This is a genomic window from Actinomycetospora sp. NBRC 106375, from assembly GCF_030269665.1.
Taxonomy (GTDB): domain Bacteria; phylum Actinomycetota; class Actinomycetes; order Mycobacteriales; family Pseudonocardiaceae; genus Actinomycetospora.
The window spans coordinates 410,742-425,631 of the sequence record NZ_BSTS01000001.1; the positions used below are offsets into that span (position 1 = coordinate 410,742).

The window sequence follows — 14,890 nt, forward strand, 5'->3', positions numbered from 1 at the left end:
CCGGCGCTCAGCCCTCGAACAGCCGGGTGACCGGGGAGACGACCTCGGCGAACCGCACGTCGCCGACCCGCGCGACCAGGCATATGACCTCCTCACCGAGTTCGACCCGGGTCCGTAGGTCGTCCGACAGCGGCAGGTAGGCGTCGCCGTCGTCGGCGATGGCGGCAGCGGAGCGCCAGTGATCCGTCGGTGCCTCCGTCCACCAGGCCACGAGACGGGCGTCACCGCTGTCGACGGGGTCGGGAGCCTGCGACGAGCCCCAGCGGAAGCTCGCCCGCACCCCGTCGGAGGTCAGCCCGACGTCCGAGACCCAGCATCGCCGGCCGGCGAACAGCCTGATCGTGCCGCCGAAGTGCGGGCGGGCGGTGCGGCACCGCGTGCCCGCGCCGGGGTCCGCCCAGCTCGAGACGGACACGGTGCTGGTCGGCACGATCTCGGACGCTGCCGCGTCGAACACCTCTCCGTGGACGGGGTCCCCGGCCAGCGACTCGTACGACAGTCCGACGGACGCGGTCTCGCCCACGTCCAGCCGACGCCATGCGGCGTCGAGATACACACGGAAGAGCTCGCCGGTCTGGTGGAGCCCGAACCGGTAGCGCGTCGGGCGTGAGCGCGTGTTGGTCGCCGCGACGACCGTGCCGGAGCGTTCCGACGGCGACCCGTGGGGAAGCCACGTGGTCGAGAAGTTGGACTGGGCCCAGTTGTCGTCGACCACGATCTCCTTCGTCATGTGGACCGGGTCCACGTAGTGGTCGACCTGGACCTGGAAGCAGAAGTGATCGATCTCGACCCCTGTGGCCGGGTCGGGCACCGAGGCATCGACCTCCCACTCGATGATCACTTCATGCGAGCCCGGGGAACCATTCACGTCGCGTGCCGGGACGGCGAACGGTTCCGGATCCTTCAGCTTCCGCACCGCACCAGCAGTCGTCGTGAACGGGAGCCATCCTGCATGGATCTGCACCTTGTCCGCGGCGAGCGTCCCTGTGTTCCACACCCGGACGCGCACCTTGTTGGTCGCTCCCTTGACGACACGAGGAGCGACCTTCTCGGTGACCGGGAGCAGCTCGATGTCCTTGCTGAGGTAGTCCCCGCGCCCAGGCGCGGGGTGGATGACCAGCTGCGGGCGGTTCGCCTCCAGGTACTCGATCGTCATCGTCGCCGTGTCGGTGCCGCCGGCTCCGGGGACGGCCGTCGCGGTGGCGACGAAGTCGTACATCCGTTGCGGGTTGGTGACGTCGCTGTCGCGGTAGTCCTGGCCGGCGTGCAGGCCCGGTCCGTCCCCGTCGACGTCGAGAGGTAGCCGGAGGATCGGCGGACGCGCCACCCCGCCGAGAAAAGGCAGCTCGTCGCGCGGTTCCGTTCCGGGGGGCGGGACGCGGACATCGGTGCCCATGACCAATCTCGATCTCGCCGGATGGTGGAACTCCCCGTCGAACGCCTTGATGTCTTGATCGCCCACCTGACCGGTCTGTCGCCTGCGGTACTCGAAGAAGTAGCTCCAACCGTCGTCGATCGGGATCTCGATCGCCGCCTTCTCCGTGCCGGGCGGCCCCGAGGCCGTCAGGTCCTCGATCGCGTGCAGAGCGACCTCGCCGCCCTCCTGCCGGACCCGGAAATCGAAGACCTTCACCCAGCTCCGCGGCAGCCATCCGAGCCGCATCCGGTTGGCCACCGAGAAGTGCGGTCCGCGGGCGTTCTCGTCCATGAGGTCACCACGACCCACCAGTCTGGGTGCGATCTCGGCCGGGATGTCGAACCCGCCGTCGTAGAGATCGTCCAGTCCGAGGGTGTGTCCGAGCTCGTGGCAGAGGTCGAACGTGTTGGTGTCCGGGAACCGGAACGGCAGATCGGGGTTCGCGACGAGGTACGCCGGGTAGGCGCTCGGCATCAGGACCGTCGGGATGCGTCGCCGGTCGTCCAGGACCAGCAACGAGTTCATGTTCCAGTAGTCGAAGGCCGAGTCCTGGATGGCATGGATGTACCGGGTCGGCAGCTGTTTCCCGGGGCCCACCGGCACCGGCCCGTCCGGCGCCGGCGTCCGCACGACGAGGACGACCGCGTCGGCGTCCCGCAGGATCGCGGCGCCGTCGGGCTGGCCGCGGAGGTAGAAGCTCACGGCGACGCCCAGGAAGCCGATCGCGTCGTCGCGGTGGATCCAGCCGTCGTCGAGGTCTCCCGGGGTGCTCTGCTCGAACAGCGTGCCCCAGCCGCTGGCGAGGTCGATCGGGCCGAGGACCCGGTTGCCGAGCAGCTCCATCGTCGTGCCGTGGCTGCCGGCCGCGAAGTACGAGACCTCCTCGTAGAAGGCGCGGGCCGACACCGGCGAGCCGCGCAGGCGCCCGTCCCACTCGGTGGCGGCCGCCGCGGCCTCCGCCGCGGTGAACGCTCCCTCCGCGGTAGTGAGGAGGACGACCGCGACCTTCCAGGTCCTCGGCGCCGTCTGGTGAGCCTTCGTGTAGTTCGGGATCGCGCCGGTGCCGCCCCAGTTGAACAGGGTCGCGGGGCCGGTGAGGACGACGGGCGGCCCGACCTCGTCGTCCGGCCAGCCGGCGCTCACCCGATAGCGGTGGGTGGCGAGGAGGTCGCCGGTGGAGCGCTCGAACGCCTGCAAGTGGTACTCGCCCGGGACCGCTCCCGCCAGCACGACGACACCGTCGGTCCCGTCGTCCGCACGCGGCTCCCGGCCGGCCGACACCGACCCGCCGTCGAGGCCCTCGGCCACGGCGAAGTCGACATCGTCGAGAGACCGTCCCCCGAGATCGACCCGCAGACGCATCCATCCGCCGACGGCCAGGAGCGCGATCGCAGGCATGATCGCCAGCGCGCCCGCGTCGAGCTGCCATTCGTGGAGGACGAGATCGCCGCCGGCTGTCGCAAGCAGGATCGCCGAACCCCAATGGCTCATGCACGTCACTGACCCTGCGCCCGCTTCGGTCGACTGCGAGCCGTCGTCGTACAGGAGGTGCAACTCCCCGCCGGCGTCGACCACGAGGGCGTCGCAGTAGCCCCACGGGACCGCGATCGCCGCAACGATGCCGGTCAGCGAGTGCGGCAGCACGGTCGCCGTGCCTGCATCGTCGACGACGACCAGCACCTGATCATCGTCGGACGGCCCCCGCAGGAGCAGCGTGCGTGCCCGAGCCCGGTCGACCGACATCGCCCGGACGTCGCCGAGGTCGGTAGCGAGCGTGCGGACGTCGTTCGTGTCCGGATCGAGGGACACCAGGTCGGCGCTCCCGCCGCGGTCCACCAGCAGACGGACCAGCATTCCGTCGATGTCAGCCGCGAGGATCGGGCCGGACATCGTGGCCAGCGACAGGGCGCCGACCCGGTCGACGTCGTTGCGGGAGGTCAGCCAGATCGCGCCGTTGCGCTCGGCCACCACGAGCCGCAGCCCGTCAGCGAGCGGCAATGCGGACACCGGGTCGGCGTAGCCCCCTCCTCGACGGCGAACGGCCCCGTCGAGGAGCCGCACCGTCCTGATGGTCCCGTCGACGCCCGTCAACCAGGCCACGTTCGCCGGATCGTCGTACGTCATCGCGACAGTCGCGACATCGGATGCCACCGTCAGCGCCACCACACCTACCTCCTGATGGAGCACGGACGCCACACCAGGCGTAGTAGTTGACGGAAAGTACTCGACGCCGGTGATCTCTCGGCGTGAGATCACCCATTGAGTCCAGTCTTGATGACTGTTCGTAGTAGAGACAACGGACGCACGCCGCGAATCCGACCGGGGCAGGATCATGGCGCTTCCGGGGAGAACCGAACGCGTCGCGAACGTTGACCGGTCATGCTCGTCGCCGCTCCCCCGACCGACGGTGGTCTCGCCGGCTGGGCCACCGACCTCATGGCGTCCTTCGGCGCGCCCGGGGCCGGCCTCATCGTCGCGCTGGAGAACCTCTTCCCGCCGATCCCCAGCGAGATCGTGCTGCCGCTCGCGGGGTTCGCGGCCGGGCGTGGAGAGTTCTCGCTCGTCGCGGCGGTCGGGTGGACCACCGGCGGGTCGGTGGTCGGCGCCGTGGCGCTCTACCTGATCGGGATGCTCGCCTCCGACTCCTGGCTGCGCCGCACGCTGGCACGCATGCCGCTGGTGCACGAGCGCGACGTCGTCAAGGCCGAGCAGTGGTTCGACCGCAACGGGCGCGCGGCGGTGTTCGTCGGGCGGATGATCCCCGGGGTCCGCTCGTTCGTGTCGATCCCGGCCGGGCAACGCCGGATGCCCTGGTGGGAGTTCGTCGGGCTGACCGCTCTGGGCAGCCTGATCTGGAACACCGTGTTCGTCGCGGGCGGCTTCGCGCTCGGCTCGCGGTGGCACCTCGTCGAGCGCTACGCCGGCGTCTTCCAGACGGTCGTGCTGGTCGTCCTCGTCGCGCTCGTCGTGCTGATGCTGGCGCGCCGCTACCGGCGCCACCGCGAGGTCAAGCGGATGGAGGCCCCGACCCAGGTGATCGAGCGCCCGACGTTCTGGTGATCAAGCGAGACCCTGCTTGGCGCGGTTGCGCGCCTTGTGCCGCTCCTGGACGTCGAGGATGACCTTGCGGATGCGCACCGCGCCGGGCGTGATCTCGACGCACTCGTCCTCGGAGCAGAACTCCAGCGACTGCTCGAGGGAGAGGATGCGCGGCGGGGTGAGGCGCTCGAGGACGTCCTGCGAGGACTGGCGCATGTTGGTCAGCTTCTTCTCGCGGACGATGTTGACCTCCATGTCCTCCGAGCGCGAGTTCTCGCCCACGACCATGCCCGCATACACCGGGGTGGTCGGCCCGACGAACAGGTCGCCGCGGTCCGCGAGCAGGCCGACGGCGTGGCCGGTGACCGCGCCGGCGCGGTCGGCGATCAGCGAGCCGGAGATGCGGGCGCGCAGCTCGCCGACCCACGGGCCGTAGCCGTCGAAGAGCTGGTTGGCGATGCCGGTGCCGCGGGTCTCGGTGAGGAACTCGGTGCGGAACCCGATGAGCCCCCGCGAGGGCACCCGGAACTCCATCCGGACCTGACCGGAGGCCGAGTGGGCCATCTCGAGCATCTCGCCCTTGCGGGCCGCGAGGAGCTGGGTGACGGCGCCGAGGTGCTCGTCCGGGACGTCGACCGAGAGGCGCTCGAACGGCTCGTGCACCTTGCCGTCGACCGTCCGCGTCACGACCTCGGGCTTGCCGACGGTGAGCTCGAAGCCCTCGCGGCGCATCTGCTCGACGAGGATCGCCAGCGCCAGCTCGCCCCGGCCCTGGACCTCCCAGGCGTCGGGACGCTCGGTCGGCAGCACGCGCATCGACACGTTGCCGACCAGCTCCGCGTCCAGGCGGTTCTTCACCAGGCGCGCGGTGAGCTTGGTGCCCGGCTTGGGGTCGCGCCCGGCCAGCGGCGAGGTGTTGATGCCGATGGTCATCGCGATCGCCGGCTCGTCGACGGTGATGCGCGGCAGCGGGCGCGGGTCCTCGGGGTCGGCGAGGGTGTCGCCGATCGTGACCTCGGCGATCCCGGCGACGGCGACGATGTCGCCCGCGTCGGCGTACTCGGTCGACACGCGCTCGAGCGCCTCGGTGCGCAGCAGCTCGGTGACCTTGACCCGCGTCACCGACCCGTCGGCGCGGCACCAGCCGACCTGCTGGCCCCGGCGGATGCGCCCGGAGCGCACGCGGCACAGCGCGATGCGCCCGAGGTACGACGACGCGTCGAGGTTGGTGACGTGGGCCTGCAGCGGGCCGTCGAGGTCGTCGGTCGGGGCCGGGACCTGGCGGTCGAGGATCGCGAAGAGCGGCGCGAGGTCCGGGGAGTCGGGCACCTCGCCGTCGGCCGGGCGCTCGGTGGACGCCTTCCCGGCGCGCGCGCTGGCGTAGACGACGGGGAGGTCGAGCAGGTTGGCGACGACGTCGTCGTCCAGCCCGAGGTCGGTGGCGAGCTCGAGGAGAAGCTCGAGCGACTCGTCGACGACCTCGGCGCAGCGCGCGTCGGCGCGGTCGGTCTTGTTCACCACGAGGATCACCGGCAGGTGCGCGGCGAGCGCCTTGCGCAGCACGAAGCGCGTCTGGGGCAGCGGGCCCTCGCTGGCGTCGACGAGCAGGACGACCCCGTCGACCATCGACAGGCCGCGCTCGACCTCGCCGCCGAAGTCGGCGTGGCCCGGGGTGTCGATGATGTTGTAGGTGATCCCGTCGCGGTGGATCGCGGTGTTCTTCGCGAGGATCGTGATGCCCTTCTCGCGCTCCAGGTCGCCGGAGTCCATGACCCGGTCGACCGGCTCGGTGCGCGCGGAGAAGGCGCCGGACTGGCGCAGCATGGCGTCCACGAGCGTCGTCTTGCCGTGGTCGACGTGCGCGACGATCGCGACGTTGCGCAGGTCAGAGCGTCCCGTGGTGGCGGGCTCGGAACGCTCGGGGGCGGTGACGGACACGCGGGAACTCCAGTCGGGACGCGGATGCGACCCCTCCAGGTTACGGGGCGTGATCTCGCCCACCGGCGGCGACCGGCGTGTCCCCCACCACGTCGGCGGCGATCAGCTCGCCGAGACGGGGCGCGAGCTTCGCCAGGTTGTCGCCCCAGACCACGTGGACGGCGCCCGCCCGGGCCCGGTGGACGCCGTCGCCGGCGCCCCGGATCGGCGTGCAGCGCAGCTCGGTGACCGGCTCCGGGTCGAGGGACGGCAGGTGACGCCGGACGTGGTCGACGACCGCGGCGCGTGACCGGCGGGCGACCTCGTCCGCTCCCAGCTCCCAGGCGGTGTCGGCGTCGGGCAGGTGCCCGCCGACCGCCCAGTGCCCGGAGGCGGTGCGGTGCTGGTAGGTGCTGGCGAGCGGCCCGTCGGGGCGTCCGTCGAGGTGGCAGGGCCGGCCGGCGGGCCCGGCGAACGTGAAACGGGCGTGGTGCTCGAGCTCGGCGGGCACGTCGATGCCGAGAGGCCCCACGAGCGCCGGTGTCCCCGCTCCTGCCGCGACGACGACGGCGTCGGCCTGCTCGGCGCCGCCGTCGGCGAGGTGCACGGTGCCGTCCGCGTCGATCCCGGTGACCTGCGCGCGCTCCGGGCGCACGGTCGCGGCGAGGAACGCCCCGGCCCCGGCGAGGTCGAGGACTCCGCCGGCAGGGTCGTGGAGCGCGCCCCGGGCCACCCGGTGGATCGCCCCGGCCGCCGTCATCGCCGCCGACCACGCCGGGACCCGCGGCCCGCTGACGACCAGGCGCTCGCCGCCGACGAACGTCCGGCCCGCGGTGAGCGACCAGTCGTCCCACAGCTCCGACGCGCGCCGGGCCTCGGCCACCAGCTCCGGGTCGCCGTGCGCGACCCGGAAGATGCGGGTGTCCCCCGCCGAGCGCGCGCCCATCGGCTCGCCCGCGTCGAGGCAGCGCACGTCGGCACCCGCGGCGCGCAGCGTGTACGCCGACGCCAGGCCGACGATGCCCGCGCCGACCACGACCACCCGCATGCGCACCCCTCCCGACCCCGAGACGGTTCAGGGTGCACCCCGATCCCCCGGGTCGCAGACCGGCGGAGCATCTCCTGACATGAAGGTCGTGCTCTGGATTCTGGCGGGGATCGGCGCGGTGGTGCTGATCGGCGGTGTCGTGCTCCCGGTGGTGCACTGGCTGCTCGGGGCCGCGTTGTGGCTCCTGCCGGCGGCGCTGATCGTCGGTGGCGGGATCTGGCTCGCGCGGCGCGGGAAGGACCCGCAGCGGGTCAGCGCGCCGGACAAGCCCCAGCAGCTGGGCTGAGCGGTCCGAGATGCTGCCGCGAACGGGGACTTCGGACGCTGAGAGGCAGCGAACAGCACGTTCGCTGCAACCCCCGGGGTCAGCCCTTCGCAGCGCGGGGCGAACCCGGGGCGAAGACGCCGTCGACGGCGAAGGCGGCCAGGACGGCCTTCGACAGCGGGCGGGAGACCTCGGCGAGTCGGGCCGTCCCCTCGACGCCGAGGTGGCGCCACGGCGCGAGCGACATGCGCGTCGTGTGCTCCTCGATCTCCGCGCGCAGGGCGGCGCCGGCGTCGGTGAGGCCGCCGGCGTCGTCGAGGAGACCGCGCTCGACGAGGCCCGCCGACGCGTCGGCCCACTGCTCCTCCGACCAGCCGCGGCTCTGCTGGGCGAACCCGACGGTGAAGCCCTTGCCGGTCGCGACGTGGGTGATCAGCGCCTCGATGCCCGACAGGCCCGCCGAGGTCAGCGCGTGCAGGTGGGCGTCGCCGCGGTGCTCGCGCAGCAGGGTGACGGCGTGCCACAGCATGAGGTGCGGCTCGTCGGGCCAGGGCAGGTCGGCGTGCGCGGCGTAGAGCGGGCGGTCCTCGCCCGTGGCGCCCTCGCAGGCGCGCCGGGCGAGGGTGGCGGACTCGGTCACGGCGGCCGACGACACCTCGTCGCCGAGCAAGCGGCGCAGCGCGGCGTCGGCGGCGCGCAGCCGCCCGTTGACGATGTCGGCCGGGGACGCGGACGACCAGACCGCCGGCACCGACCGTGCGATCAGCGCCGGGTTGAAGTTGAAGAACGTCGCCGCGACGACGCCCGGCCCGACCGCGCCCATCGGGGCCGCGCGCTGGGCGAAGTACTGCGCGCTGGAGCGCGTGATGCCCAGCGCGGAGAGCTCCTCGCCCACCTCGGGCACGAAGTAGATCATCGAGTGGAGGGGCTCGAGCCGCCCGGCGGTGCGGGCCGCCTCGGTCGGGTCGACGGCAGTGTCGGTCGGTGTGGCCACGCCCGCACCGTCCCACGAGACATCGACATCCGCCGGGCACACTGGACGGCATGGCGTCCTGGCCCGCGCGGGCACCGCTCGGCGGCCTGGCCCCGCGTCGGCGGGCCTTCGTGCTCGCGCTGCTCGCCCTGGCGGCCGTCCTGGTCGTCCTGGTCGGGGTCGGCGTCGCGCGCCAGTACCGCGTCCCGCCGCCGGCCGACCCCGCCGTGCCCGGCGCGGTGGTCCTGGTGCCCGGCTACGGCGGCAACCGGGCGGCGTTCATCGCGCTGACCGACCGCCTGCGCGCCGACGGCCGCCGCGCGGTCATCGTCGAGCTGCCCTCCGGGGGCACCGGCGACCTGGTGGCGCAGGCGGCGACCATCGACGACACCGTCCGCGGGCTGCTCGACGAGGGCGCCCCGTCGGTCGACGTCGTCGGCTACTCCGCGGGCGGTGTGGCGACGCGCGTCTACCTCGACCGCGAGCGCACCGCCCCGGCCGTGCGGCGCGTGGTCACCCTCGGCTCGCCGCTGCGGGGTGCCGAGCTCGCCGCCGCCGGCGGCGCCCTGGTCCCCGGCGCCTGCCCCCGCGCCTGTCAGCAGCTCGCCCCCGGCAGCGCGCTGCTCAGCGGCCTCGCCACCGCGCCGCCCGGCCTGCCCTGGCTGTCGCTGTGGAGCGCCGACGACGAGACGGTCACCCCGCCCGACTCGGCGGACCTCCCCGGCACCGACGCCGTGCGGCTCCAGGACATCTGCAGCGACGCGACCGTCCCCCACTCCCGCCTGCCGGTGGACCCGCTGTCGGTCGGCCTCGTCCTGCGCGCCCTGGGCACCGGCCCCCTGCCCACCGCGGACGCCACCCAGTGCGACGCGCTGCGCACGGAGGGTTCGGAAGGCTCCTGAGGCTGCGCCCGGCGGGTGCACGAATGGGGACGAAAGGCGGCTGCGGGGCTCCCGATCGGCCGCCCACGATGGACGGATGCCCGGTGCGCTGGTCCCCCTCGAGCGTGCCGCGCACCGCCTCCCCGTCCCGGTCCGCCACCTCCTGGTGCTCGCGGTTGCCGGTCTCGGGTACACCGCCGCCGGGTTCACCGCGATGTCGTGGTTCGACCCGAACGGCCTCGGCCCGTCGTTCTTCCCCGCGGCCGGCTGGACGGTGGCGCTGCTGTGCGTCCTCGGGCGGCAGTGGTGGCCCGCGGTGCTGCTCGGGGCGGCCGTCGCCGAGGTCGCCATCGACCTCGCCACCGGGCTGAGCCTCGTCGCGGCCCTCGGGTACGCCGTCGCCAACACCGTCGAGCCCGCCCTCGGCGCGACCCTGGCCCGCGCGGTCGCCCGCGGCCGCCCGGACCTGAGCCGGCAGCGGGACCTCGCCGGGTTCCTCGGCGGCGCCGTCGTGATCGCCCCGCTGGCCGGCGGGTTCGTCGGCGCGCTGGCCGCGGAGCTCGCCGGCCCCACGCGGCCCTGGTACGCGTTCGTGGCGCGCTGGTGGCTCGGCGACGGGCTCGCCGTGCTCGTCGTCGGCACGGCGGTCGTGGCGGTGCTGACGCTGCCCTGGACCCGCCGCACCGTGCTGTCCACGGCCGCGGCGACCGTCGTGGCCGTCGGCACCACCGCCGCGCTGTTCTGGTCACAGACGCTCGTGCTGGTCTACCTGCCGACCCTGGTGCTGATCTGGGTCGCGCTGCGCCTGGGTGTCGGCGCCGTCGCGGTCGTCGGGCTCGCCACCGCCCTGACCGCGGCGCAGGGCGAGGCCGACGGTCTCGGGTTCTCGGCGACCCTCGGCGTCGCGCCGGGGGTCAGCCACATCCACCTGCAGATGCTGCTCGCGGTGCTCCTGCTGACGATGCTGCTGCTGGCGGTGCGCGTGGACGAGCAGCTGCGGGCGACGGTCGCGGCCGAGGTCGCGGCGCGCCGCAGCGACGACCTGGCCGCCTGGAACGCCGAGCTGGCGCGGAGCAACGCGGAGCTGGACACCTTCGCCTACGCGGCCTCGCACGACCTGCGGGAGCCGCTGCGCGCGGTGGCCCAGACGGCGGGCTTCGTCCTCGAGGACGCGCCGCACCTCGACGCCGAGTCGATGCGGCGCCTGCGCACGATCGGCCTGCTCGCGGTGCGCATGGACGACCTGCTCGACTCCCTGCTGCGCTACTCCCAGGCCGGCCGGGGCGAGCTGGACCCGGTGCTGGTGGACCTCGACGGCGTTCTCGACGAGGTCGCCGAGGTGGTCGCCGAGCGCTGCCGCGACGCCGGGGTGGAGCTCCGCCGCGACGGCCCGCTGCCCGCGGTCCGGGGCGACCGTGTCCAGCTGGGCGAGGTCCTCACCAACCTCGTGGTCAACGCCGTCAAGTACGCCGCCGACGAGCCCCGCTGGGTCGAGGTCGGCCTCGGTCCCCTCCCGGCGGGGTCCCGGGCGACCGACTGCGCGGTCTACGTGCGCGACAACGGCATCGGCATCCCCGACGAGCGCCGCGACCAGGTGTTCGCCCCGTTCCAGCGTCTGCACCCCGGGCGCGCCGACGGTCTCGGGATGGGCCTCGCGATCAGCCGCAAGATCGTCGAGCGGCACGGCGGCCGGATCGGGGTCGACTCGGAGCCCGGTCAGGGCAGCTCGTTCTGGTTCACCGTGCCGAGCTCCGGCGCGGTGCCGAGCCAGTAGGCGAAGACCCCGCGCAGGATCGCCTGGAACGCGGCGAGCTCGACCGGCTTGACCACGTAGCTGTTGGCGCCCGCCCGGTAGCAGGCCTCGATGTCCTTCGGGCGCGTCGACGACGTCAGCACCACCACCGGGAGCCCGTCGAGCGGCGCCCGCCGGCGCACGGTCGAGAGCACGCCGTGGCCGTCGAGCCCGGGCACGTTGAGGTCGAGCAGGACGAGGTCGGGGAGCTCGGCCTCGGTGTCGGCGAGACGCTCGAGCGCGGACGTCCCGTCACCCAGGGCCTCGAGCCGCGCGTGCGGGTGCGCCGCCGCCAGGGTGCGCCCGACGGCCTCGACGTCCTGCGGGGAGTCCTCGACGAACAGCACGAGGGCGTCGGGTCCTGGCACGTCGACGGTCCTTGCTCTCCGTGTCCGACTGCGGGCCTGAACACCGTAACCAGGGCCCGCCGTTCCCTCTATCGGCCGACCGGTGGTATCAGCTCGTGACATCCTTGGTCGCGAAGTTGGCCCACGCCGCCAGCATGAGCACGACCACGTAGCCCGCCTGGAGCCACAGGCCGGCGGTGATGTCCCGCAGGAAGATCGGGTCGCGGAAGAAGTCGATCCACGCGAGCCAGTAGCGCGTGGGCAGGTAGGGCGTGACGGACGACGCCGCGTCGAGGCTGACCAGCACCTGGCTCGTGATCAGGGCGGCGAGAGCGCCCAGGGTGGCGCCGAGCGACGACGTCGTGACCGTCGAGAGGAACAGCGCGATCGCCGCGACGCCGAGCATCGACACGGTCACGTAGACCATCGCGCCGAGCATGCGCGCGGCGAGGTCGGCGGGACCGAGGGCGTCCCCCGACAGCGACGAGACCGACGACTGGGCGCGCTCGCGGGCGGCCTGGTCGTCGGCCGCGGTGGTGTCGCCGGTGTCGGCGCCTGGGCGGGCCGCCGGAGCGCCTGCCGCGCCCTGACCCCCCACCTGCCCGCCGGCGGCCGGCTGCTGCTGCGGCTGGCCGCCGCCGGACGGGCCGGTGCCCGCGACCGCGTCGTCGCCCCCGGTGACCTCGGGCAGCGCCTGGACCACCGCGACCGGGTCGCCCGCGCCGAACAGCGACACGCCGACCACGTAGGACGTGCCCGCGACCGCCAGCACGGTCCCGACCACGAACACCACGACCGCGACCAGCTTGGCCAGCAGGAGCGACGTCCGGCGCACGGGCCGCACGAGCAGGTAGCGCAGCGTGCCCTGCGAGGACTCGCCGGCCACGGAGTCGCCGGCGACGACCGCCACGGCCACCGGCAGGAAGATCGGCAGGACGAGGGCCAGCGCCGCGGCCGGGTAGAGCGAGCCCGACTGCAGCACGGCGGACAGGAACGCCGCCCCCTGCCCGGGCGGCGGGGAGATCCGGGTGGTCGCGAGGAAGACGGCCACGATCGCCGGCAGGAGGCACAGCAGGCCGACGGCCACCCACGTCCGGGGCCGGCGCACCAGCTTGAGGAGCTCCACGCGGATCACGGGCGGGCCCCGTTCCGCCGCGCCCTCGCCGTGTCGGCATCGAACCCGCCAGCTCTCCTATCGGCGTGCTCCCTTGAACGCTTCGTGTCGGACCCGGGGCCCGTCAGGTCGACCACCACGTCCTCGAGGCTGCGGCGCTGCTCGACCAGCCCGTCGAGGGGCACCCCGTGCTCGACGAGGTGCCGCGCGAGCGCCGGCGGGCCGCCGGGGGCGCCGTCGACGACGAGGGTGTGGTCGTAGCGCTCGGCGACCGCGCGCCCGAGCACCCGGGCCGCCGCGTCCGGGTCGGGGGTCCGCACGACGAGCCGGCCCGTGGGACCGCGCACGGCGTCGAGGTCGTCCTCGAGCACGAGCCGCCCCCGGTCGACGACGCCGACGGTGGTGCACAGCGCCTCGATCTCGGCGAGCAGGTGGCTCGACAGGAAGACCGTGGTGCCCCCGGCGTTGAGGTCGCCCAGCAGGTCGCGCACCTCCCGGATGCCGTGCGGGTCGAGGCCGTTGGTGGGTTCGTCGAGCACGAGCAGTCGCGGCCGGTTGAGCAGGGCGCCGGCGAGCCCGAGGCGCTGGCGCATGCCCAGCGAGTACGCGCGGACGGGACGGCGGTCGACGGCGCCGAGCCCGACCCGCTCGAGGACCTCCTCGACCCGGTCGCGCCGGCGTCGCCCGTCACGGGACCGGCGCGGGCCGGAAGCGTCGAGCAGGGCGAGGTTCGCCCGCCCCGACAGGTGCGGGTACGCCGCCGGGCCCTCGACCATCGCGCCGATCTCGGGCAGCACCTCGGCCACCTTCGCGGGCACCGGCCTGCCCAGCACCGTGATCTCCCCGCGCGTGGCGTACACGAGCCCGAGCAGCATCCGCACCATGGTCGTCTTGCCCGACCCGTTGGGGCCGAGGAACCCGTAGCGGTCGCCCTCGGCGACGTGCAGGTCGACGTCGTCGACGGCGACGTGCGCCCCGAAGCGCTTCGTCAGGCCGCGCGTCTCGATCACCAGACGGCTCACGTCGCTCCCCCCGCCAGCAGGTCGGCCGCGCCGCTGTCGATCGTCGGCCGCGGCACCAGACCGGACAGGGCCCAGGCCCGCGCCCCGTCCTGGCTGCGCACCACCGCGAGCGTGAGCAGCGGGGTCTCCAGCGCCGAACCCTGGCCGTCGACGGTCAGCGTCCGGCCCGCCCCGGCCCGGTCGATCCCGGACAGGAGGTTGCCCGCGAGGTCCGGGGGCAGCGGCACGGCGATGAGCTGGCCGAGCGTGGTGCCGTACTGGCCCAGGGCGGGGAAGCGGCGCTCGGGCGGCTCACGGTCCCGGCCGGCGAGGCGGTCGGGCAGCGTCGAGCCGTCGCCGCGGCCGAGGACGCCGAAGAGGTCCGACGTGGGGCTGCGCGTGACCCCGGCACCCGGCCCGCGGCGCGGGGCGAGGGCGGCGGGATCGGGCGGACCCTGCGCCAGCTCGGCGAAGGCGGTGCTGATGAGCGGGTCGGGGACGCCCTTCGCCCGCACCTCCACCGCGACCGGGAGCCCGGTGGACGGGTCGGCCCACACGTCGAGCGCCCCGACGGTCGTCTCGGGGTCGGCGACGGTGACCCGCACGCCGGCGGCGTCCACCCCCGCCACACGCCGCGCCGGGAGCGCGGTCGCCGGGTCGCTCGGTGACGTCCCCGCCAGCAGCCGGCGGGCGAGGTCGGGCGGCAGCAGGTCCTCGGAGCGGGGCAGGCGCACCCGCGGATCGCGGGCGACGAGCGTGAGCAGCTCGGCGCCGTAATCCCACACCGCCTGGCCGCGGGGCGTGACGTAGCGGTCGCGCTCTCCCACCGGCGTCAGCACGTCGGTGCGCACCTGGTCGGGAGCGGCGTACCAGCCGCGCATGCGCGTCACGCCCGAGAGCAGCGTGCTCACGTCGGACAGGGCCGCGATGCGGGGCACACCGAGCGCGGCCCGCGCCTCGGCGTAGCCGGTCCAGGGCTTGTCGGCCGACGCGGTGACGAGGTCCCGCAGCTGCGCCGGGTCGGCCGTCGCGTCGCCGGGGCGGGCGGCGAGCACCGCGGGCACGCCGACCAGCAGCGCGCCCACGACGGCCACCA

General features: G+C 74.1%; 12 protein-coding genes. 4 read left to right on the top strand and 8 right to left on the bottom strand.

All coding sequences use genetic code 11. The features are described from left to right. Positions 1-7: 7 nt before the first annotated feature. Complete coding sequence (locus QSK03_RS02015) at positions 8-3,541, bottom strand: hypothetical protein (RefSeq protein WP_285648279.1); 3,534 nt, start codon at positions 3,539-3,541, stop codon at positions 8-10. A gap of 255 nt (positions 3,542-3,796) precedes the next feature. Here QSK03_RS02015 and QSK03_RS02020 point away from each other — a divergent pair, with 255 nt between their 5' ends. Further along, the gene (locus QSK03_RS02020) at positions 3,797-4,477 is read left to right on the top strand and encodes a DedA family protein (protein ID WP_285648280.1); all 681 of its coding nucleotides are present in this window, start codon (positions 3,797-3,799) and stop codon (positions 4,475-4,477) included. On the opposite strand, the gene typA is transcribed toward QSK03_RS02020, so the two are convergent. Both typA and QSK03_RS02030 read right to left on the bottom strand, forming a co-directional pair. After that, positions 4,478-6,394 carry a translational GTPase TypA gene (gene typA / locus QSK03_RS02025; RefSeq protein WP_285648281.1) on the bottom strand — a complete coding sequence of 639 codons (1,917 nt, stop codon included), beginning with the start codon at positions 6,392-6,394 and terminating at the stop codon, positions 4,478-4,480. Positions 6,395-6,434: 40 nt separating this feature from the next. Continuing rightward, complete coding sequence (locus QSK03_RS02030) at positions 6,435-7,421, bottom strand: FAD-dependent oxidoreductase (RefSeq protein WP_285648282.1); 987 nt, start codon at positions 7,419-7,421, stop codon at positions 6,435-6,437. A gap of 79 nt (positions 7,422-7,500) precedes the next feature. On the opposite strand from QSK03_RS02030, the gene QSK03_RS02035 reads away from it, so the two are divergent. Continuing rightward, positions 7,501-7,707, top strand: a complete 207-nt coding sequence (locus QSK03_RS02035; RefSeq protein WP_285648283.1) for a hypothetical protein — start codon at positions 7,501-7,503, stop codon at positions 7,705-7,707. Positions 7,708-7,786: 79 nt separating this feature from the next. Here the strand turns inward: QSK03_RS02035 and QSK03_RS02040 are convergent, their stop codons facing one another. Continuing rightward, the gene (locus QSK03_RS02040) at positions 7,787-8,680 is read right to left on the bottom strand and encodes an SCO6745 family protein (protein WP_502872109.1); all 894 of its coding nucleotides are present in this window, start codon (positions 8,678-8,680) and stop codon (positions 7,787-7,789) included. A gap of 50 nt (positions 8,681-8,730) precedes the next feature. Here QSK03_RS02040 and QSK03_RS02045 point away from each other — a divergent pair, with 50 nt between their 5' ends. Together QSK03_RS02045 and QSK03_RS02050 are read left to right on the top strand one after the other, a co-directional pair. After that, on the top strand, positions 8,731-9,561 hold the full coding sequence (locus tag QSK03_RS02045) for an esterase/lipase family protein (RefSeq protein ID WP_285648284.1): 831 nt from the start codon (positions 8,731-8,733) through the stop codon (positions 9,559-9,561). Between the two features lie 76 nt (positions 9,562-9,637). Further along, positions 9,638-11,314: a sensor histidine kinase gene (locus QSK03_RS02050; protein WP_285648285.1), complete on the top strand. Its 1,677-nt coding sequence runs from the start codon at positions 9,638-9,640 to the stop codon at positions 11,312-11,314. Here QSK03_RS02050 and QSK03_RS02055 read toward each other — a convergent pair. The 4 genes from QSK03_RS02055 to QSK03_RS02070 form a co-directional block, all read right to left on the bottom strand. Continuing rightward, positions 11,257-11,700 (bottom strand): response regulator, encoded by a 444-nt coding sequence (locus tag QSK03_RS02055; RefSeq protein WP_285648286.1) that lies wholly within the window; start codon positions 11,698-11,700, stop codon positions 11,257-11,259. The two genes, QSK03_RS02050 and QSK03_RS02055, sit on opposite strands and share 58 nt — an antisense overlap. Before the next feature lie 88 nt (positions 11,701-11,788). After that, positions 11,789-12,805, bottom strand: coding sequence for an ABC transporter permease (locus QSK03_RS02060; RefSeq protein ID WP_285648287.1), 1,017 nt, complete (start codon positions 12,803-12,805; stop codon positions 11,789-11,791). Positions 12,806-12,810: 5 nt separating this feature from the next. Further along, the gene (locus QSK03_RS02065) at positions 12,811-13,815 is read right to left on the bottom strand and encodes an ABC transporter ATP-binding protein (protein ID WP_285648288.1); all 1,005 of its coding nucleotides are present in this window, start codon (positions 13,813-13,815) and stop codon (positions 12,811-12,813) included. Continuing rightward, positions 13,812-14,888 carry a hypothetical protein gene (locus QSK03_RS02070; RefSeq protein WP_285648289.1) on the bottom strand — a complete coding sequence of 359 codons (1,077 nt, stop codon included), beginning with the start codon at positions 14,886-14,888 and terminating at the stop codon, positions 13,812-13,814. Before QSK03_RS02070 ends, QSK03_RS02065 begins: the two co-directional genes overlap by 4 nt. Positions 14,889-14,890: the final 2 nt, after the last annotated feature.